Here is a 24,987-nt window from a genome sequence, read left to right as displayed (position 1 = left end):
GTGACCGTTGCGATTGGTGCTTTAGCGATTTGGGCAACTATGGGGGCAGCGACACCCTTGGTTGTTGGGGCTGGCTTAACCGCAGGAATTGGAACAGCGGCTTATGGGGCGTCTAATGCAGGGGAAGGGATTCATAACATTCAACTTGGGAATGCAGGGGATATTCATACGAAATCCTATAATCGCATCCGAGATACGCTTTTCATGGGGAATGACAAGCTGTATCATCAGGTTGGTGGGATCTTTGTGACAGCGAGTTCTATCATGATTCCCATAGGGCAGACTCAGAGCGTTGTCAAGGGCTTGACCCAGTTTGCGATAGGGGAAGCAGGCGCCTATACAGCGGGTCAGTTTGCCTATCACGGGACCAAGCTCCTAGGTGGTAGTGAGGAAGACGCCCAAACCGCAAACTTTATCGGGAATATCGTAGGAGGTTATGCGGTCTCCTCAGCAGCCAGCAAGTTTAGTCTCAATAAGGTGAAAGTAGATGTCGAAGCACCGAAGTATAACCGCGAGCAGATTCTGAAGAATCTGGAAGAAAGTAGGCTTGCGAGGGAATCCAGTAACTTTGACCAGTATCTGGCGAAGGAGAAATTCCAGAAAACCTTGATGGGTATGGATCCAATGGACCGTCAGAGATATCTTCAATGGCATGAGTATGCGGAATCAGGTATAATGGTTCAAGATCGTGTTAAACTGTTATCCTGGGAAAGACCAGTTAATTCAAAACTATATCTTGAAAATAAGGCAGTGTATGATAATCCAAAATATTTTGATCAACTTACAGGTAGTGAGAACTGGCCAGGACAAAAAGGTGATCCAAATATTGATGGCTTTGTAAAAGGTGAATATCAAAAGACAACCCTATCTCCTGGAGATAAAATTGATCGATTTGGTTCTGATTATGGACACTTTTTTGGAAATATCGGTGAATCCAAAGAGATGAGGGCAATGTCTCCAAACTCGGATTTTAAGAACTATAATCAATATGAAATATTAATGGATTTACCTGTTTTAAAAGGAAAAATAGCCCCGTGGTTTGATCAACCAGGAGGAGGAATACAGTTTAAATTAGATCCATTCTTTGCTAAACAGATAATGTCTATCCCTTCTGATGAGACAGCTATTATTAAAAAACTAATAGAATTTGGTTATTTGAGGAAATTATAATGTTTGATAATGAATATATTGTAAGTTTGAAAAGATTTATCAGCAATGTCGAAATTGTTTCAATAAATAACAAGTTGCAGGCATATGATAATGTGGATATTATTTATATTCTAGAAAAAAGAGAAGACGAATTTTTTATTTCACTAAATGAAAGAGGGGTTATTTTAGAATATTGTAAAATTAGTAATAAGGAGTTAGCACAGCTATATTTTGCAATATTTGTTAAAAGAGGAGTTACAAATTTTGAATTCCCACTGATGACTTTAATAAATGATATAGAAGATATTGAAATATTAAAAGAATACTTAACTAGAGAACAACTCGATAACTTTTATTCGGTTGATTCTAGGGCTAAAGGAAAAATAAATTTTTCTTCAGAGCTAAACAAGATTTATTATATAGATGCAAGTGACAATGAATACAATCTCTTTTATCTACCAAACAGAATATTTCAAACCTTCTATGTATCAATTGTAAAATTAAAAACTATTAAGGAGTGGCTGATTCAACTGAATGATGATAATGAACTAGGAGATGAATATGAGGCTACTTTGTTAGGGTATAGTTCTGAGGGAGTAGAGAAGTTTTAATGGAAAGCATGTTTATAATACATTCCAAGAAGCAAAAACAAAATTTTTAGATTTTTTAGCAGACATAGTTATTATTAATCGATACTATGTCAAGGAAGGAATGCCCGTTAACTATCTATCCCCCCTCTGGGATGATATCACAGAATAATAAATAACTCCCCCTTTTATGATAGAATAAATGAAGAAAGAGTTTACCGATAAACCATTGGTAAACTCTTGCTTTAAATAGAATTCTCTTCAAAGCCAAGTGAATGCCTACTCCGCCAGCATCTCCTCTGCCCAATCACGGATTACTTCCATCGATGAAAAGTTGGAACGTCTTCGTACGGCCAAGAAGTCTGTAGGGAAAATCCAACAAAATGTTCACAATATCAAGTATCCCATCATGCACCGAAATATTCAGCCAGAATGGCAAGGCAAACAAAAGGATGATTTCACCAAGCAGTGGGAGACCTTCTCTAGTGACTACACGAGTTTTCAAACGGAGATGAATACCTTCTATGATGCCATCTGTGATGAAATCACTAGGTTAGAGAACCAAAAGAATGAAGAACATGGCATTATTGGTTGGTGCCAAAGTCAGATGAATAATCTGGGAAATATCATCGAGAAGCTGCTACATACGAAGGAGGGGTAAGGCCATGTATGGAACGATTCAATTATCTGAGGTTCTGTTTAACGCGCACATCAGTAGTTTGACCAAGGCTCAGGCTAGTTTGGCTGGAGTGAGTAAGCCAAACTTCAACACGACATCGGAATCCAAGGTGCTCGATTTGTATCAGGAACAATTCAATGAGCTCTATCAGTTGATGACGAGCTATACGTCCTTATTGGGAACGGACATCGCCTTGATGTCCGCTACAGGAAAAGAATTGGCCCGTACAGATACAGTATTGGGACAAACAATGTTTTCTGCCTTGCAGTAAGGAGGTTCTATGAGTTACAAGATAAAATTTGATGATATTACCTCTGTTCAAGTGGAAAGTCAAAAGACGATGAATGCTTGGGAAGAGGCCATCGCTAGTCTAAATAAGGCTATGAGCGACTTCATCAACAATCAAAATCTCCAAGGTCAGGCCATCTCGAGTATGCGCAATTACCTAGTAGAGGTGCATGGGACTCTTCTTCAAACTCTGGTCAACCTGATGAATGACTACTCAACTAATCTCCTACTGTACAAGGATGGTTACTATCAAATTGATTCAAGCAATCATGCAAAGTTACCGGGTCAGGTGTTTACAACCCTTCATAGTGATTTAAAGAGTTCACGTGACAATCTAAAGAGTGAGATTGAGCTCTTGAACACGACCAAGGACAAGATTTCAGACTTGGTGAGCTATTCAGGAAGTAGTCATACCAGTACGGTCATGAACTATAACTTTCTCATGAATCAGGTCAAGAACTTGGACAACTCGATCATCCAGTATGAAAGTAATCATGCGAGTCAGGATTTGGTTGCCTTTAAGGAACTCTTGTCTGCGACTAAGGCCTTGATAGCAGAACATGCAGGGAAGACACGGACTGTAGGGACTTATCAGTCGGGTGATTTCGCCAAACTCCAGTCTGTCCAACGCTTTGCGATNGCCTACCAACAGGCGACCAAGCAGATGGAGAGTCGTGTTGAACGCGTACAAGCTGCTCAGGAGAGAGACAAGGCTCGTTTTGAGGCCTTGGCTGCGGAGGATCGAGCCAAGAACGGTTGGAAAGACCTGGCAATTGGTGTNGTGACCGTTGCGATTGGTGCTTTAGCGATTTGGGCAACTATGGGGGCAGCGACACCCTTGGTTGTTGGGGCTGGCTTAACCGCAGGAATTGGAACAGCGGCTTATGGGGCGTCTAATGCAGGGGAAGGGATTCATAACATCCAACTTGGAAATGCAGGGGATATTCATACGAAATCCTATAATCGTATCCGAGATACGCTTTTCATGGGGAATGACAAGCTGTATCATGATGTTGGTAATGTCTTTGTGACGGCGAGTGCCATCATGATTCCCATAGGGCAGACTCAGAGCGTTGTCAAGGGCTTGACCCAGTTTGCGATAGGGGAAGCAGGCGCCTATACAGCGGGTCAGGTTGCCTATCATGGGACTAAGCTCCTAGGTGGAAGTGAGGAAGATGCCCAAACCGCAAACTTTATCGGGAATATCGTAGGAGGTTATGTGGTCTCCTCAGCAGCCAGCAAGTTTAGCTTGAATCAACCTGTTTCTCCAAATCGATATTCAAAAATAGATTTTACTCAAACTGACTTTGATGTTGAGTTAATAAGAGGTAGATTGAAAACTGATCCAGATACGGCTTTTTTCTGGTCAGGACGAACAGATGGCATTGGAGGAATGGATGTTGCGAAAAAAATAGCAAAAAATAAAGGAGGAGTTACATTAGAATCTACGATTGATGATACGAATATTGTAATGCCTGAATGGGATTTTAATACTCCTTCAAGTGTAACAGCTTGGGAGGAAGCTTCGAATGTTTACGCAGAGCAAGTATCTGGTGAAATAAGAGCTGTAGTTGGTAGCGAACTACGACCAGGAAATATTTGGGAAAACATCGAACTACCAAGATTGAAGGCCAATCCAAATGTTACTAAGGTTACGACAATAGATCCTAAAACAGGGGTAGAAAAAATTATATTCGAGAGGTAGAAATGAAAATTACAGGAACAAGATCAACAATTACTTTTGATTTAGAGAATGGTTTCCTATTAAAAGCACAAGGAGAATTGCTGATCAATAAAAAATTTGTTGTTTATAAAGATAGTATGACACAATGGGAGCCCCCTCATGATAATCTTCCGATAACTCAAAGAGAAATAGAGAATATTATTAATACAGCTAAAAAAATGGAGAGCAATCAAACTATTCAATTAGACTTTGTATAATTATGTTGTATTCTAAGAGAAATGAATCTCTATACAGCGGGTCAGGTTGCCTATCATGGGACTAAGCTCCTAGGTGGTAGTGAGGAAGACGCTCAAACCGCAAACTTTATCGGGAATATCGTAGGAGGTTATGAGGCCTCCTCAGCAGCCAGCAAGTTTAGTCTCAATAAGGTGAAAGTAGAGGTCGAAGCACCGAAGTATAACCGCGAGTAGATTCTGAAGAATCTGGAAGAAAGTAAACTTGCGAGGGAATCCAGTAACTTTGACCAGTATCTGGCGAAGGAGAAACTCCAACTAGGCTTAAACAAATCCCCATTAGTTAGTCGGGAACTTCCGAGGGTGAAGGGGGTGCACGATGTCGAAGCACCGAAGTATAACCGCGAACAGATTCTGAAGAATCTGGAAGAAAGCAAACTTGCGAGGGAATCCAGTAACTTTGACCAGTATCTGGCGAAGGAGAAACTCCAACTAGGCTTAAACAAATCCCCATTAGTTAGTCGGGAACTTCCGAGGGTGAAGGGGGTGCACGATGTCGAAGCACCGAAGTATAACCGCGAGCAGATTCTGAAGAATCTGAAAGAAAGTAAACTTGCGAGGGAATCCAGTAACTTTGACCAGTATCTGGCGAAGGAGAAACTCCAACTAGGCTTAAACAAATCCCCATTAGTTAGTCGGGAACTTCCGAGGGTGAAGGGGGTGCACGATGTCGAAGCACCGAAGTATAACAAAGAACAAATCCTGAAGAATATAGAGGAAAGCAGGCTTGCGAGGGAGAGTTCGAAGTTTGATGACTATCTTCGTAAAGAGTACGCACAACAAGGGAAATATTTCCCAGAGCGGATAACAATGCCAAATGGGAAACGTGCTTATCTTTCAGCAGATGTCTTTGAGGGGAAACAAGTTCCTGTTCGTTCTAGGGACTTTGTGGATGCACAGGGTAAAATCAAATGGCCACCAAAAGGAACAGATGGTTTTGTTTTAGATAGTTCTGGTAACCCTATTACACAATCAGCTGATTTAAAAGCTGGACAAGTGATTGACCGTTTTGGATCAAATGGTGGGCGCTTCGCCAGTCCAATTGATAACGGAGAGAAATTACCGTTTAATTCAAGAGGTTTGCCTTATCCTGAAGGATATCAAGTCTACCACCAGTATGAAATTGTAAAAGATATTAATTTAGAAAATGTCAAAAGTGGTTATAAATTATTATCAGAAAAGGATAAAATTGTACTATCTAAATTGATGAAAGATCGTCACTTTACTTTGGAAGATATGGCAAATCCGCAAAAGGGACAAATCGCTAAAATATTCGGCCAAGGTGGAGGTACACAAATAAAATTTAGTACAAGTGTTGTTTGGTACGAAAAAATGGGGATCTTAAAGGAGGTTGTCAAATAATGATTAGCTTAGAAAAAGAGCGATTGGAACTTTTATCAGATATTCACAAATTGGGATATGAAAGTTTGAGATATTCCATTTTCAATGATCATAGACCAAGGGAGTGGGAAACAAGAATAGAATATAATCCTGAATTAGAAGTATATGAAGTATATTCGACAATGGACAGAGCAAGTACGAATGGTAAAGATTCATACCAAAACTTTCAAGAAGCACGGATTCGTTTCATAGAAATTCTTGAAAACGTTGTTTTCATAAATAGATATTATGTTGACGAAGGCATAGGTGCAGAATATCCATCACCATTATGGGATAAAACCGATGATTGATATTGAGAACATGAAATGTATAGTTGAACAAGAAATTAAAAAACGTCATTATGAGAGCTTACATTATGTTTTATTTGACGAAACTAAACGTCTTCCTTGGGCATTTCACCTTTATCAGAAAAATGGAAAATTTTATGTTGATGGTCGAGATGATCGATCATATATAGTTGGACATAGCAAAGAGTACGATAATTTTGGAAGTGCAAAGAAAGATTTTTTTGAAAAATTAGAACTCGTTATAGAATCTAATAAACTGAATATACAATTAGGATTGCCGGTAGAATATCCATCACCATTATGGGATGAAAAAGAGGATAACTAGAAGATGAGAGACGAAGCCAAAGAACGTTCTGAACTTTTATTAGCCATTCAAGATTTAGGATATGAGTCTTTAAGATATTCTATTTTTAATGAACACAGACCTTCTGAGTGGGAAACTAGGATAGATTATAATCCAGAATTGGAATTGTATGAAGTTTACTCAACAATGGATCGAGCAAGTACAGGAAGTATTTTTAAGTTTAAAACATTTGAAGAAGCAAAAGAAAAATTTATCCATAATCTGAAGTTAACAGTTTTTATAAATAAAACTTCTGTAGAAAATGGAGAAGTTCCTGAATACTCCTCTCCCCTCTGGGATGATGTCACAGAATAATAAATAACACCCTATTTTATGGTAGAATAAATGAAACAAGAGTTTACTAATATTCTATTGGTAAACTCTTACTGTACAAGGATGGCTACTACCAGATTGATTCAAGCAATCATGCAAAGTTACCAGGTCAGGTGTTTACGCGATTACATAGTGATTTGAAGAGTTCACGGGATAATCTAAAGAGCGAGATTGAGCTCTTGAACACGACCAAGGACAAGGTTTCAGACTTGGTGAGCTATGAAGGAAGCAGTCATACCAGTACAGTCATGAACTATAACTTTCTCATGAATCAGGTCAAAAACTTGGACAACTCGATCATCCAGTATGAAAGTAATCATGCGAGTCAGGATTTGGTTGCCTTTAAGGAACTCTTGTCTGCGACCAAGGCCTTGATCGCAGAACATGCAGGGCAGACACGGACTGTAGGAACTTATCAGTCGGGTGATTTCGCCAAACTCCAGTCTGTTCAACGCTTTGCGATTGCCTACCAACAGGCGACCAAGCAGATGGAGAGTCGTGTTGAACGCGTACAAGCTGCTCAGGAGCGGGACAAGGTTCGTTTTGAGGCCTTGGCTGCAGAGGATCGAGCCAAGAACGGTTGGAAAGACCTGGCACTTGGTGTGGTGACCGTTGCGATTAGTATTCTTGCGATTGTAGGAAGCATGGGTTTTGCGACACCCTTGGTTGTTGGGGCTGGCTTAACCGCAGGACTGGGGTCGTTTGCTTATGGGGCGTCTAATGCAGCGGAAGGGATTCATAACATCCAACTTGGAAATGCAGGGGATATTCATACGAAATCCTATAATCGTATCCGAGATACGCTTTTCATGGGGAATGACAAGCTGTATCATCAGGTTGGTGGGATCTTTGTGACAGCGAGTTCTATCATGATTCCCATAGGGCAGACTCAGAGCGTTGTCAAAGGCTTGACCCAGTTTGCGATAGGGGAAGCAGGCGCCTATACAGCGGGTCAGGTTGCCTATCATGGGACTAAGCTCCTAGGTGGTAGTGAGGAAGACGCTCAAACCGCAAACTTTATCGGGAATATCGTAGGAGGTTATGTGGCCTCCTCAGCAGCCAGCAAGTTTAGTCTCAATAAGGTGAAAGTAGAGGTCGAAGCACCGAAGTATAACCGCGAGCAGATTCTGAAGAATCTGAAAGAAAGTAAACTTGCGAGGGAATCCAGTAACTTTGACCAGTATCTGGCGAAGGAGAAACTCCAACGAAACTTAGACAAATCCCCATTAGTTAGTCGGGAACTTCCGAAGGTGAAGGGTGTCCACAATGTCGAAGTACCGAAGTATAACCGCGAGCAGATTCTGAAGAATCTGGAAGAAAGTAAACTTGCGAGGGAATCCAGTAACTTTGATCAGTATCTGGCGAAGGAGAAACTCCAACGAGGCTTAAACAAATCCCCATTAGTTAGTCGGGAACTTCCGAGGGTGAAAGGTGTCCACAATGTCGAAACACCGAAGTATAACCGCGAACAAATTCTAAAAAATATAGAAGAAAGCAGGCTTGCGAGGGAGAGTTCAGGTTTTAAAGATTTTGCAACTCGCGAAAGATATCTAGAGAAGGTCTTTAACAAATTAACTCCTGAAGAAAGGGAATTAATTTTTAATATTTCTAAAAACGCACCTAAAGTGGAATATCAACCAGATTATTCTTTTGATAGTGTGTTATCAATGTCCAAAAATAACCGTCCGAATGTAGAATATGTGTATACTCCGGAATACATAAAAGCACATAAACAGCAATTTGAAAATGGTGCTATTAAATTTCAGAAATTCACACCCGAAGAAGGTGGTTACAATAATGGTGCAGTTGGTAATGAAAAAGATCATGTTGCCTTTGTTATGCCTAGAGAAGCTGGTGAAACGCTGATTAAAGTGACTAAGGGAGATCCTGAATTGTTGGAAGATATACTAGGTCTTCATCGAGGAGACCTAGGCTCTTCCCCTGTAGCTATTGAAATTCCACCAGAATCTATAAAAAATCCAAGAATCCCAAGTGGAAATGAAGAGTCTGCTTTTGATGATTTTTGGAAACCAGGAGGACAAACCTTCCCAGGAAATATGCCAGAGGCAGTTATTGATGAAGTGCCGTGGGGAGAATTTACAATTAGAAAATTAGGAGGCGACTAAAATGAGTTTAACTAAAATAACATGGGAAGAATTTGATACCTTTGATAAGATTGAGTCACCGAAGGGATATGATTTTCGAACACATGAAGGAAAATACTACACTTTTGGAGAGTTTGGAGTAGCTTCAGTTCGTCGTATCTTTGAGATTAATCCTTCTGATTTTAACGAATATTTATTAGGTAGGAGGACGGCACGTGAAATTGATTTTAAAGCGGAGAACGATCGTTGGCCACCAACGGAAGAAGAAAAGAAAGCTAGTGAGAAACAATTTATATTAAAAGGCTTAACTCCCTTGATAGCTAGTCCTAAGAGTTGGGAATTATTTACTCAGGAAGAGCTCGAGACATTAATTCCACTTGCGGAAAAAAAATGGATTGACTGGAGAGGTAAGCTTCCAGATGATTATGTATCGCCATTGAAATAGTCTATGAGGAACTTGTTTATATACTGTTAGTTGTAATCAAGTTCCTGTTTTTACATTAAGTGAAAATCTCCAAGGTCAGGCCATCTCGAGTATGCGCCGTTACCTAGTAGAGGTGCATGGGACTCTTCTTCAAACTCTGGTTAACCTGATGAATGACTACTCAACTAATCTCCTACTGTACAAGGATGGTTACTATCAAATTGATTCAAGCAATCATGCAAAGTTACCAGGTCAGGTGTTTACAACCCTTCATAGTGATTTGAAGAGTTCACGTGACAATCTAAAGAGTGAGATTGAGCTCTTGAACACGACCAAGGACAAGGTTTCAGACTTGGTGAGCTATTCAGGAAGTAGTCATACCAGTACGGTCATGAACTATAACTTTCTCATGAATCAGGTCAAGAACTTGGACAACTCGATCATCCAGTATGAAAGTAATCATGCGAGTCAGGATTTGGTTGCCTTTAAGGAACTCTTGTCGGCGACCAAGGCCTTGATCGCAGAGCATGCAGGGAAGACACGGACTGTAGGGACTTATCAGTCGGGTGATTTCGCTAAACTCCAGTCTGTCCAACGCTTTGCGATAGCCTACCAACAGGCAACCAAGCAGATGGAGAGTCGTGTTGAACGCGTACAAGCTGCTCAGGAGCGGGACAAGGCTCGTTTTGAGGCCTTGGCTGCAGAGGATCGAGCCAAAAACGGTTGGAAAGACCTAGCAATTGGTGTGGTGACTGTTGCGTTTAGTATTCTTGCGATTGTAGGAAGCATGGGTTTTGCGACACCCTTGGTTGTTGGGGCTGGCTTAACCGCAGGACTGGGGTCGTTTGCTTATGGGGCGTCTAATGCAGCGGAAGGGATTCATAACATCCAACTTGGAAATGCAGGGGATGCCCATACGAAATCCTATAATCTCATCCGAGATACGCTTTTCATGGGGAATGACAAGCTGTATCATGATGTTGGGAATGTCTTTGTGACAGCGAGTGCCATCATGATTCCCATAGGGCAGACTCAGAGCGTTGTCAAGGGCTTGACCCAGTTTGCGATAGGGGAAGCCGGTGCCTATACAGCAGGTCAGGTTGCCTATCATGGGACCAAGCTCCTAGGTGGAAGTGAGGAAGATGCCCAAACCGCAAACTTTATTGGGAATATCGTAGGAGGTTATGTGGTCTCCTCAGCAGCCAGCAAGTTTAGTCTCAATAAGGTGAAAGTAGAGGTCGAAGCACCGAAGTATAACCGCGAGCAGATTCTGAAGAATCTGAAAGAAAGTAAACTTGCGAGGGAATCTAGTAACTTTGACCAGTATCTGGCGAAGGAGAAACTCCAACTAGGCTTAAACAAATCCCCATTAGTTAGTCGGGAACTTCCGAAGTTGAAAGGTGTCCACGATGTCGAAGCACCGAAGTATAACCGAGAGCAGATTCTGAAGAATCTGGAAGAAAGTAAACTTGCGAGGGAATCCAGTAACTTTGACCAATATCTGGCGAAGGAGAAATTCCAACTAGGCTTAAACAAATCCCCATTAGTTAGTCGGGAACTTCCGAAGGTGAAGGGGGTGCACGATGTCGAAACACCGAAGTATAACAAAGAACAAATCCTAAGAAATATAGAAGAAAGTAGACTTGCGAGGGAGAGTTCAGGGTTTAAAGACTTTGCAACTCGAGAAAGATATCTAGAGAAAGTCTTTGACAAATTAACTCCTGAAGAAAGGGAATTAATCTTTAATATTTCTAAGAACGCACCTAAAGTGGAGTATCGTCCTGGTAAAACATCCAAAAGTGTGTTATCAATACCGAAAAAAGATCGTCCAATCGTCGAAAAGGTTTATAGCTCAGAATACATAAAAGCACATAAACAGCAATTTGAAAATGGAGCAGCCAGATTCCAAAAATTTCAGCCTAGTGAAAATTGGAATGGAGGTATTGTTGGAGGTAATGATGGAACAAGTTTCTGGTTGAGCAAAGAACATGCAGATATCATTGAAAAGGTTGCTGATGGAGATAATCGTCTTTATGAAATCATATTAGGATTTGATGAAGGTTATTTAGAAGACGGGCCACTTTATCGTTTGGATGTCACTCCAGAAGTAGTAGCGGAAAAAGGAATTTCAATACCAAGCGGAAAAGAAGCTGGGGCCAATGACTGGTGGAGACCAACTGGACGAACTTTCCCAGGAGATATTCCAGAAGGTGTTATGGAAGATATTAGTACCAAGAGAGGAGAACATACATGGAACATAGTAAATTAGGCTGGGAAGATGTTATCCAGTTTGAAGAAGTAAAAGGTTACGGTCAGCATATCTGGAGAGATGGTAATCATCTTTATTACGTTTCCGAGGAGGGAGGAATTGCCCCTCAGCGTGTGGTTTATGAATTACCAAATGAGTTATTTGCCTTACTAGAGAGTGGGGAAAGAACGGAGTTAGAAGTATTAAGTAAGCTTCAGACTGATTGTTGGCCACCGACGGAAGAAGAAAAGAAAGCTAGTGAGAAACGATTCATAGAAGAGAGTCCTACATCTTTAATTGATTTACCTGAAACTAGAGATTTATTTACTAAAGAAGAACTTGAAAAATTAATTCCGATTGCTGAGCAAATGTGGATTGACTGGAGAGGTAAACTTCCAGATGATTATGTATCACCATTGAAATAGCTTGTAAGGAACTTGTTTATACACTATTCGTTGTGGGCAAGTTCCTGTTTTTACATTAAGTGAGAATCTCCAAGGTCAGGCCATCTCGAGTATGCGCCGTTACCTAGTAGAGGTGCATGGGACTCTTCTTCAGACTCTGGTCAACCTGATGAATGACTACTCAACTAACCTCCTACTGTACAAGGATGGTTACTACCAGATTGATGGTGATCTTCATACAAAGCTTCCAAGTAAGGTATTTACAAACCTTCATAGTGCTTTAAAGAGCTCACGGGACGATTTGAAGGGTGAGATTGAGCTCTTGAACACGACCAAGGACAAGATTTCAGACTTGGTGAGCTACGAAGGAAGCAGTCATACCAGTACGGTCATGAACTATAACTTTCTCATGAATCAGCTCAAGAACTTGGATACCTCCATCACTCAGTATGAAAGTAATCATGCGAGTCAGGATTTGGTTGCCTTTAAGGAACTCTTGTCTGCGACCAAGGCTTTGGTCGCAGAGCACGCAGGGAAGACACGTACGGTAGGGACTTATCAGTCAGGAGATTTTGCCAAACTCCAGTCTGTTCAACGCTTTGCGATGGCCTACCAACAGGCGACCAAGCAGATGGAGAGTCGTGTTGAGCGTGTACAAGCTGCCCAGGAGAGAGACAAGGCTCGTTTTGAAGCCTTGGCTGCAGAGGATCGAGCCAAAAACGGTTGGAAAGACCTGGCAATTGGTGTGGTGACTGTTGCGTTTAGTATTCTTGCGATTGTAGGAAGCATGGGTTTTGCGACACCCTTGGTTGTTGGGGCTGGCTTAACCGCAGGAATTGGAACAGCGGCTTATGGGGCGTCTAATGCAGGGGAAGGGATTCATAACATCCAACTTGGGAATGCAGGGGATGCCCATACGAAATCCTATAATCTCATCCGAGATACGCTTTTTATGGGGAATGACAAGCTGTATCATGATGTTGGGAATGTCTTTGTGACGGCGAGTGCCATCATGATTCCCATAGGGCAGACTCAGAGCGTTGTCAAGGGCTTGACCCAGTTTGCGATAGGGGAAGCAGGCGCCTATACAGCGGGTCAGGTTGCCTATCATGGGACTAAGCTCCTAGGTGGAAGTGAGGAAGATGCCCAAACCGCAAACTTTATCGGGAATATCGTAGGAGGTTATGTGGTCTCCTCAGCAGCCAGCAAGTTTAGTCTCAATAAGGTGAAAGTAGATCTACCAAGCGCTAAACCATCTCATCTGGATGTCCCACTTCAAGGCAAGCAACTACCCAAGCTGGAACCAGCTAATGTACGTTTGAGTAGTAGGCCAGACCTGCATCTGAAAGCCAGCCCAGCTGATGAGACCCTGGCTAAGCTGAAAAGCCATCCAGCAGTCAGAGTGGATGTACCGAAGGTCAAGCAGATATCAGGCGACAACGTATCAAATGCTGTTAGCGGAGTCAAGTCAGGTGATGTGGTTGTGCCTAGAGTTAAGGATATTGCAACTCCAAGTAGGTTTGGAGATGTGGGAGTGCATAAAATAGATTCTCAAAGTTCAGTAAACATGTCTGAACCATCTCGCTTGGAATATTTACACAATAAATATGGGAAAATTAGTTCTGAAGAATTACATAAAAGAATAAATACACCGAAACTAAAGAGGTTTGTAAAGAATTATGATCCAGTTGAAATTGCCAAATCTTGGCAAGGAGACTTTCCTTATACAGGAGTTGATGAATATCAAAATATTCTAATTAAAAAGGGAGATATTTTATTTGCGGGTGAACCGTTTCCAACAGGTTATATGGTTTCTGAAAAAACGATTACTGATGTTGGAAATAATGCCACTAAGTTGTTTGAAGGTGTCCAAGTGAAACCATACTACGTTCGAGGAATGGATTCTGCTGAGTATAGAAAAATAATGGGGGCTTATAAGTTTAATGAGGATATAAATTCGGCAACAGGCATAACATTATCTAATCCTCAATTTGGCCAAGGGGGACTAACTCAATATTTCGTCCCAGATTTTCGAGAGGCTGTACATAATAAATTTATTGTTCCTGTTAAAACATCAAACATCAAGCTAAATAACTATAAAGTTAACCTTTCTAAGTATGCAGAAATTGAACAGAAGCTACATAATTTAAAATGATCAGGAGTTCAAATGATTATAAATAATACAGTTATTGACAAACAATTAACGAAAGAAATATTTTATAATAATTTTAAAAATTATCTTAAACAGGAAGAAAGTTCTAATTTATTTATGTTAAAATCTCCCGTCAAGATTGAAGGATTAGAATTTTGGGCAGATTTTAATTTTAAAAATAACATTCTTGAATCTTTAAAGTTAAGTATTTATCAATCAAATGATCCGATAAATTATTCGAATATGTATGAATATAAACTACAAGATATAAGACAGATACAGGATAAGTGGTTAGAAAAACAATATGGTAGATTTTCCGAAAAAACTACATACTCTACTAAATTTAATACCTCTTTTGCGGAAATAATATCATATATTGATACAAAATCGGGTGAGACCAGTATAATTTTTTTATTTAAGTGATGCAATATGTAATAACTCTCTATAAATAATTTCAATTAGGGAATATCAAATGACAAGCTGTATCATCAGGTTGGTGGGATCTTTGTGACAGCGAGTGCCATCATGATTCCCATAGGGCAGACTCAGAGCGTTGTCAAGGGCTTGACCCAGTTTGCGATAGGGGAAGCCGGTGCCTATACAGCAGGTCAGGTTGCCTATCATGGGACCAAGCTCCTAGGTGGAAGCGAAGAAGATGCCCAAACCGCAAACTTTATCGGGAATATCGTAGGAGGTTATGCGGTCTCCTCAGCAGCCAGCAAGTTTAGTCTCAATAATGTGAAAAATAACGTATCTGAACAAAATTTTGCTAACTACAGAGAGTTTTCAACTACAAAGATTGATGACTTCAAGACAAATTTCAAAGATGTCGAGACTAGGATAACCGTTGAGACACGTAATGTAGCAGATGAAATTCAACGTATCCAATTAAAAGCTGTCGGTGTAGATGAAACTGGAAAAATTCGCATTCAAGATTACACGACTGCAAAAGATGGTTTATCCATTAAACGCCAAGATATTCTGGATAATCTATCAAAATATGGCGGTACTATCGTAGGTGAAGGAAAAGGTCGCTTTACAGGTGGCACTAAAATTGAACCAGGGACTCGGATTGATGTGATTTCCAAACCAACAGACAGTTTTACAATTGAGAAAGTATCAAGCTTTGACAAGGTGAAGCAGTATACCAGTGAATTATACAAAACTGACTTAAGTTTAGAAGAAAAGGTTCAAAAACTTCAAAAGTATTTTACTGAGCTTGATGATAAAGTAGATATCAATGTTCCTTCTGATGCACAATATGTTAAATCAATTGAAGATGGTTGGATTTCATATGATTGGCCAGAAAGATTAGGATTTAAAAAAGGAACTGTACATCCTATAACGAGAACTTCTGGTTTACCAGAGCGATGGGACCGGTTTGGACATATGGGAGGAGGTAACTTCTCGGATATTCCTAGCGAAGGACCATATACGTACAGTCAACGTTCAATTCCATATGTTGAAAATCTTAAAGCTTACCATAACGGTAACTTTAAAACCGATAGTTATTTTGATAAAATTGATGCTATCAGTGAAGGTGATATCAAGATTTTTAATAGGATTTTGAGAGAAGAAGGAATTGAAGGGGTGTCACAAGACCAATTTTTAGAGCTGTCGGATAAGTATCGAAAATATATATCCGATACATCTACTTCTTTGAGTATGTCTAGTGATGATATTAAGTATGGTGTTCATGGGAAAGCGGCAGAATGGGGTGATATGTCAGGTGGCGCTGAACAGATTGTAACACCTTTTGGAGGAATTGATATGCTGAATATGGGGATGATGGAGGAATTTAAATGACGAGACAAGAACTAGTAAATTTCGTTAATAAACACAGAGATAAGATAGGGATATTTCATATTGCGTTTGATGAACGATTTGAAGGTCAATTTACCTTGGGATACTATTACGATGAGAAATCTAGTCAATATAAAGTATATGAGGTTAATGAGCGCCAAGATATCTGGATAAGAGACGAATTTAAAAATGAAAGTGATGCAATAAATCGACTTTATCGTTTGATAAAAACAAAATTTTGGATAAAAGAAACTCCAATTCAGTTAGATGTTTCAGAAATTGATGCAATCGGAGCGAGTGATACAGACTTGGAACTTTTATTAATAGATGGCAATCTTTGGCTTCCAGATACCGAAGAAGAGCATCTCTTGAAACTTCAAGAAAAACTCAATAACTACATCTACTTCCTCGAAAGTAAGCAATATGTAGAGCGATATGGCGATAGCTTTGATAAAAAAGTCATCCATATCACATTCCAATATTCTCCATCTGATAATGGACTAGCCTTTCTTGCAGCAGTTCAGAAGGTATTACAACCGACGGATATGAGCTTGAAGGTAGAATTACCGGAGTAATAAAGGGAGCGAAAGATGCTCTCTTTTTGTGGTATAATTGGACTAGGTTACGAAGGATTTTGTTAAATAGGTAAAAATAGCGAACTATTTATGCCGACAATTGACATGCAGAACATTCATACGACGATTTTTTATACTCTATTAAGAAACAGGGAGATTGTGAGATAAAAGATCTATGTGTATGAACTGGACTGTACCCCGAAAGTTAGGCATAAAGGATATAACACTTGGGGAATTTCATAATTTAGTTTAATAAAGATGAGGTAACTTAGCAATTTGAGAAAAAATTTAGGCCTTGAGTACAGTAAATGAGAATACTTTCACTCTTGTCTATGGTAGAATGATGGTAGCTCATAAAACTTTTTTTGGTAACTAGTTCGTTCAATTCTATTTTACTAGAAAATTTTATGAGTTTTTATTGTGCAATTAGATTGTATAATCAAGATAGAAAAAGTCATTAGAGCAAAAAATGGAAAGAAATGATAGATTATGGTATAATAAAACGATACAATAAAGGAGTATTTATGGACATTTCAGAAATTCGTCAGAAAATTGACGCAAATCGTGAAAAATTAGCTTCTTTCAGGAGGTCTCTTTGACCTCGAAGGTTTAGAGGAAGAGATTGCCATCTTGGAAAACAAGATGACAGAACCTGATTTTTGGAACGATAATATCGCGGCCCAAAAAACGTCGCAAGAATTAAATGAATTAAAAAACACCTACAACACCTTCCACAAAATGGAAGAGTTGCAGGATGAAGTTGAAATTTTATTAGACTTTTTAGCTGAAGACGAGTCAGTGCATGAAGAATTGGTTGCACAGCTATCAGAACTCGATAAAATGATGACTAGCTATGAGATGACCCTTCTCTTGTCAGAACCTTATGACCATAATAATGCGATTTTGGAAATCCATCCAGGATCAGGTGGTACTGAAGCTCAGGACTGGGGTGATATGTTACTTCGTATGTACACTCGCTATGGAAATGCCAAAGGATTTAAAGTAGAAGTTTTGGATTACCAAGCAGGAGATGAAGCTGGTATTAAGTCAGTAACCCTATCATTTGAAGGGCCTAATGCCTATGGCCTTCTCAAGTCAGAAATGGGTGTTCACCGTTTGGTGCGAATTTCACCATTTGACTCTGCTAAACGTCGCCATACCTCTTTCACATCGGTGGAAGTAATGCCAGAATTGGATGATACCATTGAAGTGGAAATTCGTGAAGATGATATCAAGATGGACACCTTCCGTTCAGGTGGAGCTGGTGGACAAAACGTCAATAAGGTTTCCACAGGTGTACGTTTAACACATATTCCTACTGGGACTGTTGTCCAGTCAACGGTCGATCGTACCCAGTATGGAAATAGAGATCGTGCCATGAAGATGTTGCAGGCTAAGCTCTATCAAATGGAGCAAGAAAAGAAAGCAGCGGAAGTTGATTCTCTCAAGGGTGAGAAAAAGGAAATCACATGGGGAAGCCAAATCCGTTCATATGTTTTCACGCCTTATACTATGGTAAAAGATCATCGAACTAGCTTTGAAGTTGCGCAGGTAGATAAGGTTATGGATGGGGACCTAGATGGTTTTATCGATGCCTACCTCAAGTGGCGAATCAGCTAAGATAGAAAGGAACTCACATGTCAATCATTGAAATGAGAGATGTCGTCAAAAAATACGACAACGGAACGACTGCTTTGCGAGGTGTCTCAGTCACTGTTGAACCCGGGGAATTTGCCTATATCGTAGGTCCGTCAGGAGCTGGGAAATCAACATTTATTAGAGCTTTGTACCGTGAAGTAAAAATCGAAAAAGGAAGCTTAACTGTTGCTGGTTTTAATCTGGTTAAAATTAAAAAGAAAGATGTCCCTCTCCTACGTCGTAGTGTTGGGGTTGTCTTCCAAGATTATAAACTGTTACCAAAGAAAACCGTTTATGAAAATATTGCTTATGCAATGGAAGTTATTGGTGAGAGCCGCCGTAATATCAAAAAACGTGTTATGGAAGTTTTAGACTTGGTTGGATTGAAGCATAAGGTTCGTTCTTTCCCAAATGAACTTTCAGGGGGAGAACAGCAACGGATTGCGATAGCACGTGCCATTGTAAACAATCCAAAAGTATTGATTGCGGACGAACCAACAGGAAACTTGGACCCAGATAATTCATGGGAAATTATGAACTTGCTGGAACGCATCAATCTCCAAGGTACAACTGTCTTGATGGCTACCCACAACAGTCAGATTGTAAATACCTTGCGCCACCGTGTCATTGCCATTGAAAATGGCCGTGTCGTTCGTGACGAAGCTAAAGGAGAATATGGATACGATGATTAGTAGATTTTTTCGTCATTTATTTGAATCATTAAAAAGTTTGAAACGAAATGGCTGGATGACAGTAGCTGCTGTCAGTTCAGTTATGATTACTTTGACCTTGGTTGCAATATTTGCATCTGTTATCTTTAATACGGCTAAACTAGCTACAGATATCGAAAATAATGTCCGAGTAATGGTATACATTCGTAAGGACGTAGCTGATAATAGTGAGACTATTGAAAAAGAAGGTCAAACTGTTACAAATAACGACTACCACAAGGTATATGATGCTTTGAAAAGTATGTCAACCGTTAAAAGTGTTACGTTTTCAAGTAAAGAAGAACAATATGAAAAGTTGACAGAAACAATGGGGGACAACTGGAAAATCTTTGAAGGCGATGCCAATCCTCTCTATGATGCATATATCGTTGATACCAATACACCAAGTGATGTAAAGACAGTAGCAGAAGAGGCTAAAAAAATCGAAGGTGTATCAGAAGTTCAAGATGGTGGTGCTAATACAGAACGCTTGTTTAAGTTAGCCTCATTTATTCGTGTCTGGGGACTAGTTATCGCGGGATTATTGATTTTCATTGCAGTGTTCTTGATTTCTAATACTATACGTATCACCATCATTTCACGAAGCCGTGAAATTCAAATCATGCGTTTAGTAGGTGCTAAGAATGGCTATATCCGCGGGCCTTTCTTGCTTGAAGGTGCCTTCATTGGTTTGCTTGGAGCAACACTTCCATCAGTTTTGGTATTTATTGTCTATAAAATGGTTTACCAATCGGTTAATAAGTCATTGGTTGGTCAGAACCTTTCGATGATATCACCAGAAATATTCAGTCCACTGATGATTGCTCTATTATTTGTGATTGGAATTTTTATCGGTTCAATCGGATCAGGAATTTCAATGCGCCGATTCCTGAAAATCTAAAATAAAATAGAAGTATATTTGAGGAGGTTTTAATATCTCCTTTTTTTCTACAAAAATTTTAGAAAAAAGTCTACTTTTTTTTATAAAAGCCTTTACAAAAAAAATTAAAGTGGTATAATTAATACATAGTTAAGTGCAAACGTTTTCGTAAAACGTTTGCCTAAATAAGAATAAAGGAGATTTGAATGATGAAAGATACATTCAAAAATGTCTTGTCTTTCGAGTTTTGGCAAAAATTCGGTAAGGCTTTGATGGTGGTTATCGCGGTTATGCCGGCTGCTGGTTTGATGATTTCAATCGGTAAGTCTATCGTAATGATTAACCCAACTTTTGCACCACTTGTAGTTACAGGTGGAATTCTTGAGCAAATTGGTTGGGGGGTTATCGGTAACCTTCACATTTTGTTTGCCCTAGCAATTGGAGGAAGCTGGGCTAAAGAACGTGCTGGTGGTGCTTTCGCCGCTGGTCTTGCCTTCATCTTGATTAACCGTATCACTGGTACAATCTTTGGTGTATCAGGAGATATGTTGAAAAATCCAGATGCTATGGTCACAACTCTCTTTGGTGGTTCAATCAAAGTTGCTGATTACTTCATCAGTGTTCTTGAAGCTCCAGCATTGAACATGGGTGTGTTTGTAGGGATTATCTCAGGTTTTGTAGGGGCAACTGCTTACAATAAATACTACAACTTCCGTAAACTTCCTGATGCACTTTCATTCTTCAACGGGAAACGTTTTGTACCATTTGTAGTTATTCTTCGTTCAGCAATCGCTGCAATTCTACTTGCTGCCTTCTGGCCAGTAGTTCAAACAGGTATCAATAGCTTTGGTATCTGGATTGCCAACTCACAAGAAACTGCTCCAATCCTTGCACCATTCTTGTATGGTACTTTGGAACGTTTGCTCTTGCCATTTGGTCTTCACCATATGTTGACTATCCCAATGAACTACACAGCTCTTGGTGGTACTTATGACATTTTAACTGGTGCAGCTAAAGGTACTCAAGTATTTGGTCAAGACCCACTATGGCTTGCATGGGTAACAGACCTTGTTAACCTCAAAGGTACTGATGCAAGTCACTACCAACAATTGTTAGATACTGTTCACCCAGCTCGTTTCAAAGTTGGACAAATGATCGGTTCATTCGGTATCTTGATGGGTGTGATCGTGGCTATCTACCGTAATGTTGATGCTGATAAGAAACATCAATATAAAGGTATGATGATTGCGACAGCTCTTGCAACATTCTTGACAGGGGTTACTGAACCAATCGAATACATGTTCATGTTTGTAGCAACACCTATGTATCTTGTTTACTCACTTGTTCAAGGTGCGGCCTTCGCTATGGCTGACGTCGTGAACCTACGTATGCACTCATTCGGTTCAATCGAGTTCTTGACTCGTACACCTATTGCGATTAGCGCTGGTATCGGTATGGATATTGTTAACTTTATCTGGGTAACTGTTCTCTTTGCCGTAATCATGTACTTTATCGCAAACTTCATGATTCAAAAATTCAACTACGCAACTCCAGGACGTAACGGAAATTACGAAACTGCTGAAGGTTCAGAAGAAGCTAGCAGCGAAGTGAAAGTTGCAGCAGGTTCTCAAGCTGTAAACATTATCAATCTTCTTGGTGGACGTGCAAACATCGTTGATGTTGATGCATGTATGACTCGTCTTCGTGTAACTGTAAAAGATGCTGACAAAGTCGGTGATGCAGAACAATGGAAAGCAGAAGGAGCTATGGGTCTTGTCATGAAAGGACAAGGAGTTCAAGCTATCTACGGTCCAAAAGCAGACGTATTGAAATCTGATATCCAAGATATCCTTGATTCAGGTGAAATCATTCCTGAAACTCTTCCAACTCAAATGACAGAAGCGCAACAAAACACTGTTCAATTCAAAGGTCTTACTGAGGAAGTTTACTCAGTAGCTGACGGTCAAGTTGTTGCCTTGGAACAAGTAAAAGATCCAGTATTTGCTCAAAAAATGATGGGTGACGGATTTGCTGTAGAACCTGCAAATGGAAACATTGTATCTCCAGTTTCAGGTACTGTATCAAGCATCTTCCCTACAAAACATGCTCTTGGTCTTGTGACTGAAGCGGGTCTTGAAGTACTTGTTCACATTGGTTTGGACACAGTAAGTCTTGAAGGAAAACCATTTACTGTTCATGTAGCTGAAGGACAAAAAGTTGCAGCAGGTGATCTTCTTGTCACAGCTGACTTGGATGCTATCCGTGCAGCAGGTCGTGAAACTTCAACAGTGGTTGTCTTCACAAATGCTGAAGCTATTAAATCAGTTAAATTAGAACAAACAGGTTCTCTTGCAGCTAAAACAGCAGTTGCTAAAGTAGAATTGTAATACACTTGAGGTTGGAAGCTGTTTTCCAACCTCTTGTTTTAGGAGAAAAACATGAAATTTTTAACACTCAATACTCATAGCTGGATGGAAAAAGAAGCTGAGGAAAAATTCCAGCTCTTGCTTGAAGATATTCTTGATAAAGATTATGATTTGATTTGTTTCCAAGAAATCAATCAGGAGATTACTTCGCCAGAGGTGGAGGTTAATGACCTTTATCAAGCTTTGCCAGCAGCTGAGCCTATTCACCAAGACCATTATGTTAGACTCTTGGTTGAAAAGTTGTCAGAGCAAGGGAAAGATTACTACTGGACTTGGGCCTATAACCATATTGGTTATGACCGCTACCATGAAGGTGTGGCTATCTTGTCTAAAACACCTATTGAAGCAAGAGAAATTTTGGTTTCAGATGTGGATGATCCAACAGACTATCATACTCGCCGTGTCGCCCTGGCTGAAACTGTAGTCGATGGTAATGAACTTGCAGTTGCCAGTGTCCATCTTTCTTGGTGGGATAAAGGTTTCCAAGAAGAATGGGCACGATTTGAGGCTGTCTTGAAAGAATTGAACAAGCCACTTTTGCTGGCTGGAGATTTCAATAACCCAGCTGGTCAGGAAGGTTACAAAGCTATTTTAGCTAGCCCATTAGGTTTACAAGACGCATTTGAAGTTGCTCAAGATAAAAGTGGTAGCTATACTGTTCCACCAGAAATTGATGGCTGGAAGGGGAACACAGAACCCCTTCGAATCGACTATGTTTTTATTACCAAAGAGTTAGCGGTGGAAAATTTACATGTCGTATTTGATGGCAACAAGAGTCCACAAGTTAGTGATCACTATGGCTTGAATGCTATTTTAAACTGGAAATAATAACTGATACTCTTTGAAAATCTCTTCAAACCACGTCAACGTCGCCTTGCCGTATAGATGTTACTGACTTCGTCAGTTCTATCTGCAACCTCGAAACACTGTTTTGAGCAACCTGCGGCTAGTTTCCTAGTTTGCTCTTTGATTTTCATTGAGTATGAAAAGAGGTTGGAATTATAACATTCCAGCCTTTTTCTGATTAGAAAAGCTACTGTAAATAGCCTAAATAAGTGAGACTACTGAAATGGAATAAAATGTGGTATAATTGATAGGATAGATAGAATCGAGGGTATTATGTCATTTACGAAATTTCAATTTAAAAACTATATTAGAGAAGCCTTGGAGGAGTTGAAATTTACAACTCCAACAGAGGTACAAGATAAGTTGATTCCCATTGTCCTGGCAGGCCGAGATTTGGTTGGAGAATCAAAAACAGGTTCAGGTAAGACTCACACTTTCTTGTTACCGATTTTTCAGCAATTAGATGAAGCTAGTGATAGTGTTCAAGCAGTCATTACGGCACCGAGCCGTGAGTTGGCTACTCAGATTTACCAAGCAGCTCGTCAGATTGCAGCCCACTCAGAAATGGAAGTTCGTGTGGTTAATTATGTGGGGGGGACAGATAAGGCTCGCCAGATTGAGAAATTGGCAAGTAACCAGCCTCATATTGTTATCGGAACGCCTGGACGTATCTATGACTTGGTTAAATCCGGTGATTTGGCTATTCACAAGGCCAAGAACTTTGTGGTCGATGAGGCAGACATGACCTTGGATATGGGATTCTTGGAAACTGTTGATAAGATTGCTGGCAGCCTTCCAAAAGACCTGCAATTCATGGTCTTCTCAGCGACTATCCCACAAAAACTGCAACCATTCTTGAAAAAATACTTGTCAAATCCTGTTATGGAAAAAATCAAGACCAAAACGGTCATTTCTGATACCATTGATAATTGGTTGATTTCGACAAAAGGACGCGATAAGAATGCTCAAATTTATCAGTTGACTCAGTTGATGCAACCTTATTTGGCAATGATTTTTGTTAACACTAAAACACGTGCTGATGAATTGCATTCATATCTGACTGCTCAAGGATTGAAGGTAGCGAAGATTCATGGAGATATTGCCCCTCGTGAGCGCAAACGTATCATGAACCAGGTTAAAAATCTGGATTTTGAGTATATTGTCGCAACAGATTTGGCAGCGCGTGGAATTGACATTGAAGGTGTCAGCCATGTCATCAATGATGCCATTCCGCAAGATTTGTCCTTCTTTGTTCACCGTGTTGGTCGTACTGGACGAAAAGGCCTACCAGGTACAGCTATTACCCTTTATCAGCCAAGTGATGACTCGGATATTCGTGAGTTGGAGAAATTGGGAATCAAGTTTACTCCTAAGATGGTCAAAGATGGGGAATTTCAAGATACCTATGACCGTGATCGTCGTGCAAACCGTGAGAAAAAACAAGATAAGCTCGATATCGAAATGATTGGTTTGGTTAAAAAGAAAAAGAAAAAAGTCAAACCAGGTTATAAGAAAAAAATTAAATGGGCGGTTGATGAAAAACGTCGCAAGACCAAGCGTGCTGAAAATCGTGCTCGCGGTCGTGCAGAGCGTAAAGCAAAACGCCAAACATTTTAATAGAAAAAGTTGGAGTACTGAGCTCCAATTTTTTTTTATTTATGAGAACGAACTATCTAAATAGAAACACTACATTAAAGACTGCAAATTGCGCTAAAAAATGGTATAATGATAA

Annotated in this window: 23 protein-coding genes and 4 pseudogenes; 26 read left to right on the top strand and 1 reads right to left on the bottom strand. The window is 40.0% G+C overall.

What is annotated here, in order from left to right; all coding sequences use genetic code 11:
- The 20 genes and pseudogenes from D8855_RS10800 to D8855_RS06955 all read left to right on the top strand — a co-directional run.
- A partial coding sequence (locus tag D8855_RS10800; RefSeq protein WP_260467330.1) for a TNT domain-containing protein occupies nt 1-1,170 on the top strand: 1,170 nt, incomplete at its 5' end.
- Nucleotides 1,170-1,760 carry a hypothetical protein gene (locus tag D8855_RS07095; protein ID WP_125416700.1) on the top strand — a complete coding sequence of 197 codons (591 nt, stop codon included), beginning with the start codon at nt 1,170-1,172 and terminating at the stop codon, nt 1,758-1,760. The genes D8855_RS10800 and D8855_RS07095, both read left to right, overlap by 1 nt.
- Before the next feature lie 52 nt (nt 1,761-1,812).
- Nucleotides 1,813-1,908, top strand: a pseudogene (locus D8855_RS10795) (Imm59 family immunity protein); the annotation flags it as partial.
- A gap of 99 nt (nt 1,909-2,007) precedes the next feature.
- Nucleotides 2,008-2,397, top strand: coding sequence for a YwqH-like family protein (locus tag D8855_RS07085; RefSeq protein ID WP_125416698.1), 390 nt, complete (start codon nt 2,008-2,010; stop codon nt 2,395-2,397).
- Between the two features lie 4 nt (nt 2,398-2,401).
- Nucleotides 2,402-2,686 carry a TIGR04197 family type VII secretion effector gene (locus D8855_RS07080; protein ID WP_125416696.1) on the top strand — a complete coding sequence of 95 codons (285 nt, stop codon included), beginning with the start codon at nt 2,402-2,404 and terminating at the stop codon, nt 2,684-2,686.
- A 9-nt stretch (nt 2,687-2,695) separates the two neighbouring features.
- On the top strand, nt 2,696-4,408 hold the full coding sequence (locus D8855_RS10790; protein WP_260467329.1) for a T7SS effector LXG polymorphic toxin: 1,713 nt from the start codon (nt 2,696-2,698) through the stop codon (nt 4,406-4,408).
- A gap of 2 nt (nt 4,409-4,410) precedes the next feature.
- On the top strand, nt 4,411-4,644 hold the full coding sequence (locus tag D8855_RS07060; RefSeq protein WP_049510510.1) for an Imm74 family immunity protein: 234 nt from the start codon (nt 4,411-4,413) through the stop codon (nt 4,642-4,644).
- A 21-nt stretch (nt 4,645-4,665) separates the two neighbouring features.
- The gene (locus tag D8855_RS07055; RefSeq protein WP_049546354.1) at nt 4,666-4,857 is read left to right on the top strand and encodes a hypothetical protein; all 192 of its coding nucleotides are present in this window, start codon (nt 4,666-4,668) and stop codon (nt 4,855-4,857) included.
- Nucleotides 4,858-4,992: 135 nt separating this feature from the next.
- Nucleotides 4,993-6,042: a TNT domain-containing protein gene (locus tag D8855_RS10785; protein ID WP_260467332.1), complete on the top strand. Its 1,050-nt coding sequence runs from the start codon at nt 4,993-4,995 to the stop codon at nt 6,040-6,042.
- Complete coding sequence (locus D8855_RS07035) at nt 6,042-6,371, top strand: Imm59 family immunity protein (protein ID WP_125416694.1); 330 nt, start codon at nt 6,042-6,044, stop codon at nt 6,369-6,371. Before D8855_RS10785 ends, D8855_RS07035 begins: the two co-directional genes overlap by 1 nt.
- Nucleotides 6,364-6,693, top strand: coding sequence for an Imm59 family immunity protein (locus D8855_RS07030; RefSeq protein WP_247930835.1), 330 nt, complete (start codon nt 6,364-6,366; stop codon nt 6,691-6,693). Before D8855_RS07035 ends, D8855_RS07030 begins: the two co-directional genes overlap by 8 nt.
- 3 nt (nt 6,694-6,696) lie before the next feature.
- Nucleotides 6,697-7,026: an Imm59 family immunity protein gene (locus D8855_RS07025; RefSeq protein WP_125416692.1), complete on the top strand. Its 330-nt coding sequence runs from the start codon at nt 6,697-6,699 to the stop codon at nt 7,024-7,026.
- Between the two features lie 506 nt (nt 7,027-7,532).
- Nucleotides 7,533-8,258 (top strand): annotated as a pseudogene (locus D8855_RS07020) (TNT domain-containing protein); the annotation flags it as partial.
- Nucleotides 8,259-9,171: 913 nt separating this feature from the next.
- Nucleotides 9,172-9,594, top strand: coding sequence for a hypothetical protein (locus D8855_RS07005; RefSeq protein WP_125416690.1), 423 nt, complete (start codon nt 9,172-9,174; stop codon nt 9,592-9,594).
- A gap of 64 nt (nt 9,595-9,658) precedes the next feature.
- Nucleotides 9,659-11,842 (top strand): annotated as a pseudogene (locus tag D8855_RS10780) (T7SS effector LXG polymorphic toxin); the annotation flags it as partial.
- Entirely contained in the window at nt 11,824-12,246 is a 423-nt protein-coding gene (locus D8855_RS06985) for a hypothetical protein (protein ID WP_125416688.1), read from the top strand. The pseudogene D8855_RS10780 and the gene D8855_RS06985, both read left to right, overlap by 19 nt.
- Nucleotides 12,247-12,271: 25 nt before the next feature.
- A complete protein-coding gene (locus tag D8855_RS10565) occupies nt 12,272-14,380 on the top strand; it encodes an LXG domain-containing protein (protein ID WP_260467331.1) in 2,109 nt (702 codons plus the stop codon).
- Between the two features lie 12 nt (nt 14,381-14,392).
- A complete protein-coding gene (locus tag D8855_RS06965) occupies nt 14,393-14,800 on the top strand; it encodes a hypothetical protein (protein WP_004264034.1) in 408 nt (135 codons plus the stop codon).
- Between the two features lie 84 nt (nt 14,801-14,884).
- Nucleotides 14,885-16,183 (top strand): hypothetical protein, encoded by a 1,299-nt coding sequence (locus D8855_RS10775; protein ID WP_260467328.1) that lies wholly within the window; start codon nt 14,885-14,887, stop codon nt 16,181-16,183.
- Nucleotides 16,180-16,755 carry a DUF6572 domain-containing protein gene (locus D8855_RS06955; protein ID WP_042751474.1) on the top strand — a complete coding sequence of 192 codons (576 nt, stop codon included), beginning with the start codon at nt 16,180-16,182 and terminating at the stop codon, nt 16,753-16,755. The genes D8855_RS10775 and D8855_RS06955 overlap by 4 nt, the downstream gene beginning before the upstream one ends.
- Before the next feature lie 258 nt (nt 16,756-17,013).
- Here the strand turns inward: D8855_RS06955 and D8855_RS11045 are convergent.
- Nucleotides 17,014-17,110 (bottom strand): annotated as a pseudogene (locus tag D8855_RS11045) (helix-turn-helix domain-containing protein); the annotation flags it as partial.
- Between the two features lie 169 nt (nt 17,111-17,279).
- On the opposite strand from D8855_RS11045, the gene prfB reads away from it, so the two are divergent.
- The 6 genes from prfB (at nt 17,280) to D8855_RS06915 (ending at nt 24,872) form a co-directional block, all read left to right on the top strand.
- Nucleotides 17,280-18,375, top strand: a protein-coding gene (gene prfB / locus D8855_RS06940; RefSeq protein ID WP_125416687.1) for a peptide chain release factor 2 whose coding sequence is annotated in 2 segments (ribosomal slippage) — nt 17,280-17,351 and nt 17,353-18,375 — 1,095 coding nt in all. Because the reading frame shifts where the segments join, the coding sequence is not laid out codon by codon here.
- Nucleotides 18,376-18,392: 17 nt separating this feature from the next.
- Nucleotides 18,393-19,085: a cell division ATP-binding protein FtsE gene (gene ftsE, locus D8855_RS06935; RefSeq protein WP_004263501.1), complete on the top strand. Its 693-nt coding sequence runs from the start codon at nt 18,393-18,395 to the stop codon at nt 19,083-19,085.
- The gene (gene ftsX, locus D8855_RS06930; RefSeq protein WP_049552615.1) at nt 19,078-20,004 is read left to right on the top strand and encodes a permease-like cell division protein FtsX; all 927 of its coding nucleotides are present in this window, start codon (nt 19,078-19,080) and stop codon (nt 20,002-20,004) included. The genes ftsE and ftsX overlap by 8 nt, the downstream gene beginning before the upstream one ends.
- Nucleotides 20,005-20,189: 185 nt before the next feature.
- Nucleotides 20,190-22,370: a PTS transporter subunit IIBC gene (locus D8855_RS06925; protein WP_081109260.1), complete on the top strand. Its 2,181-nt coding sequence runs from the start codon at nt 20,190-20,192 to the stop codon at nt 22,368-22,370.
- Nucleotides 22,371-22,421: 51 nt separating this feature from the next.
- Nucleotides 22,422-23,237 (top strand): endonuclease/exonuclease/phosphatase family protein, encoded by an 816-nt coding sequence (locus tag D8855_RS06920; RefSeq protein WP_125416685.1) that lies wholly within the window; start codon nt 22,422-22,424, stop codon nt 23,235-23,237.
- 291 nt (nt 23,238-23,528) lie between these two features.
- A complete protein-coding gene (locus D8855_RS06915) occupies nt 23,529-24,872 on the top strand; it encodes a DEAD/DEAH box helicase (protein WP_125416683.1) in 1,344 nt (447 codons plus the stop codon).
- Nucleotides 24,873-24,987 lie beyond the last annotated feature (115 nt).

The sequence above is a fragment of the Streptococcus mitis genome (genome assembly GCF_003942685.1).
GTDB lineage: Bacteria > Bacillota > Bacilli > Lactobacillales > Streptococcaceae > Streptococcus > Streptococcus mitis_CD.
The sequence above is the reverse complement of the archived record's forward strand: the minus strand, read 5'-3'. Positions and strand labels throughout refer to the sequence as shown.

Coding starts and splice junctions, on each gene's coding strand:
- D8855_RS07025 (WP_125416692.1), top strand. CDS start 6,697: ATGAGAGACGAAGCCAAAGAACGTTCTGAACTTTTATTAGCCATTCAA.
- D8855_RS06915 (WP_125416683.1), top strand. CDS start 23,529: ATGTCATTTACGAAATTTCAATTTAAAAACTATATTAGAGAAGCCTTG.
- ftsE (WP_004263501.1), top strand. CDS start 18,393: ATGTCAATCATTGAAATGAGAGATGTCGTCAAAAAATACGACAACGGA.
- D8855_RS07060 (WP_049510510.1), top strand. CDS start 4,411: ATGAAAATTACAGGAACAAGATCAACAATTACTTTTGATTTAGAGAAT.
- D8855_RS07030 (WP_247930835.1), top strand. CDS start 6,364: ATGATTGATATTGAGAACATGAAATGTATAGTTGAACAAGAAATTAAA.
- D8855_RS06925 (WP_081109260.1), top strand. CDS start 20,190: ATGATGAAAGATACATTCAAAAATGTCTTGTCTTTCGAGTTTTGGCAA.
- D8855_RS06965 (WP_004264034.1), top strand. CDS start 14,393: ATGATTATAAATAATACAGTTATTGACAAACAATTAACGAAAGAAATA.
- D8855_RS07095 (WP_125416700.1), top strand. CDS start 1,170: ATGTTTGATAATGAATATATTGTAAGTTTGAAAAGATTTATCAGCAAT.
- ftsX (WP_049552615.1), top strand. CDS start 19,078: ATGATTAGTAGATTTTTTCGTCATTTATTTGAATCATTAAAAAGTTTG.
- D8855_RS06955 (WP_042751474.1), top strand. CDS start 16,180: ATGACGAGACAAGAACTAGTAAATTTCGTTAATAAACACAGAGATAAG.
- D8855_RS07035 (WP_125416694.1), top strand. CDS start 6,042: ATGATTAGCTTAGAAAAAGAGCGATTGGAACTTTTATCAGATATTCAC.
- D8855_RS06985 (WP_125416688.1), top strand. CDS start 11,824: ATGGAACATAGTAAATTAGGCTGGGAAGATGTTATCCAGTTTGAAGAA.
- D8855_RS07005 (WP_125416690.1), top strand. CDS start 9,172: ATGAGTTTAACTAAAATAACATGGGAAGAATTTGATACCTTTGATAAG.
- D8855_RS06920 (WP_125416685.1), top strand. CDS start 22,422: ATGAAATTTTTAACACTCAATACTCATAGCTGGATGGAAAAAGAAGCT.
- D8855_RS07055 (WP_049546354.1), top strand. CDS start 4,666: ATGAATCTCTATACAGCGGGTCAGGTTGCCTATCATGGGACTAAGCTC.
- D8855_RS07080 (WP_125416696.1), top strand. CDS start 2,402: ATGTATGGAACGATTCAATTATCTGAGGTTCTGTTTAACGCGCACATC.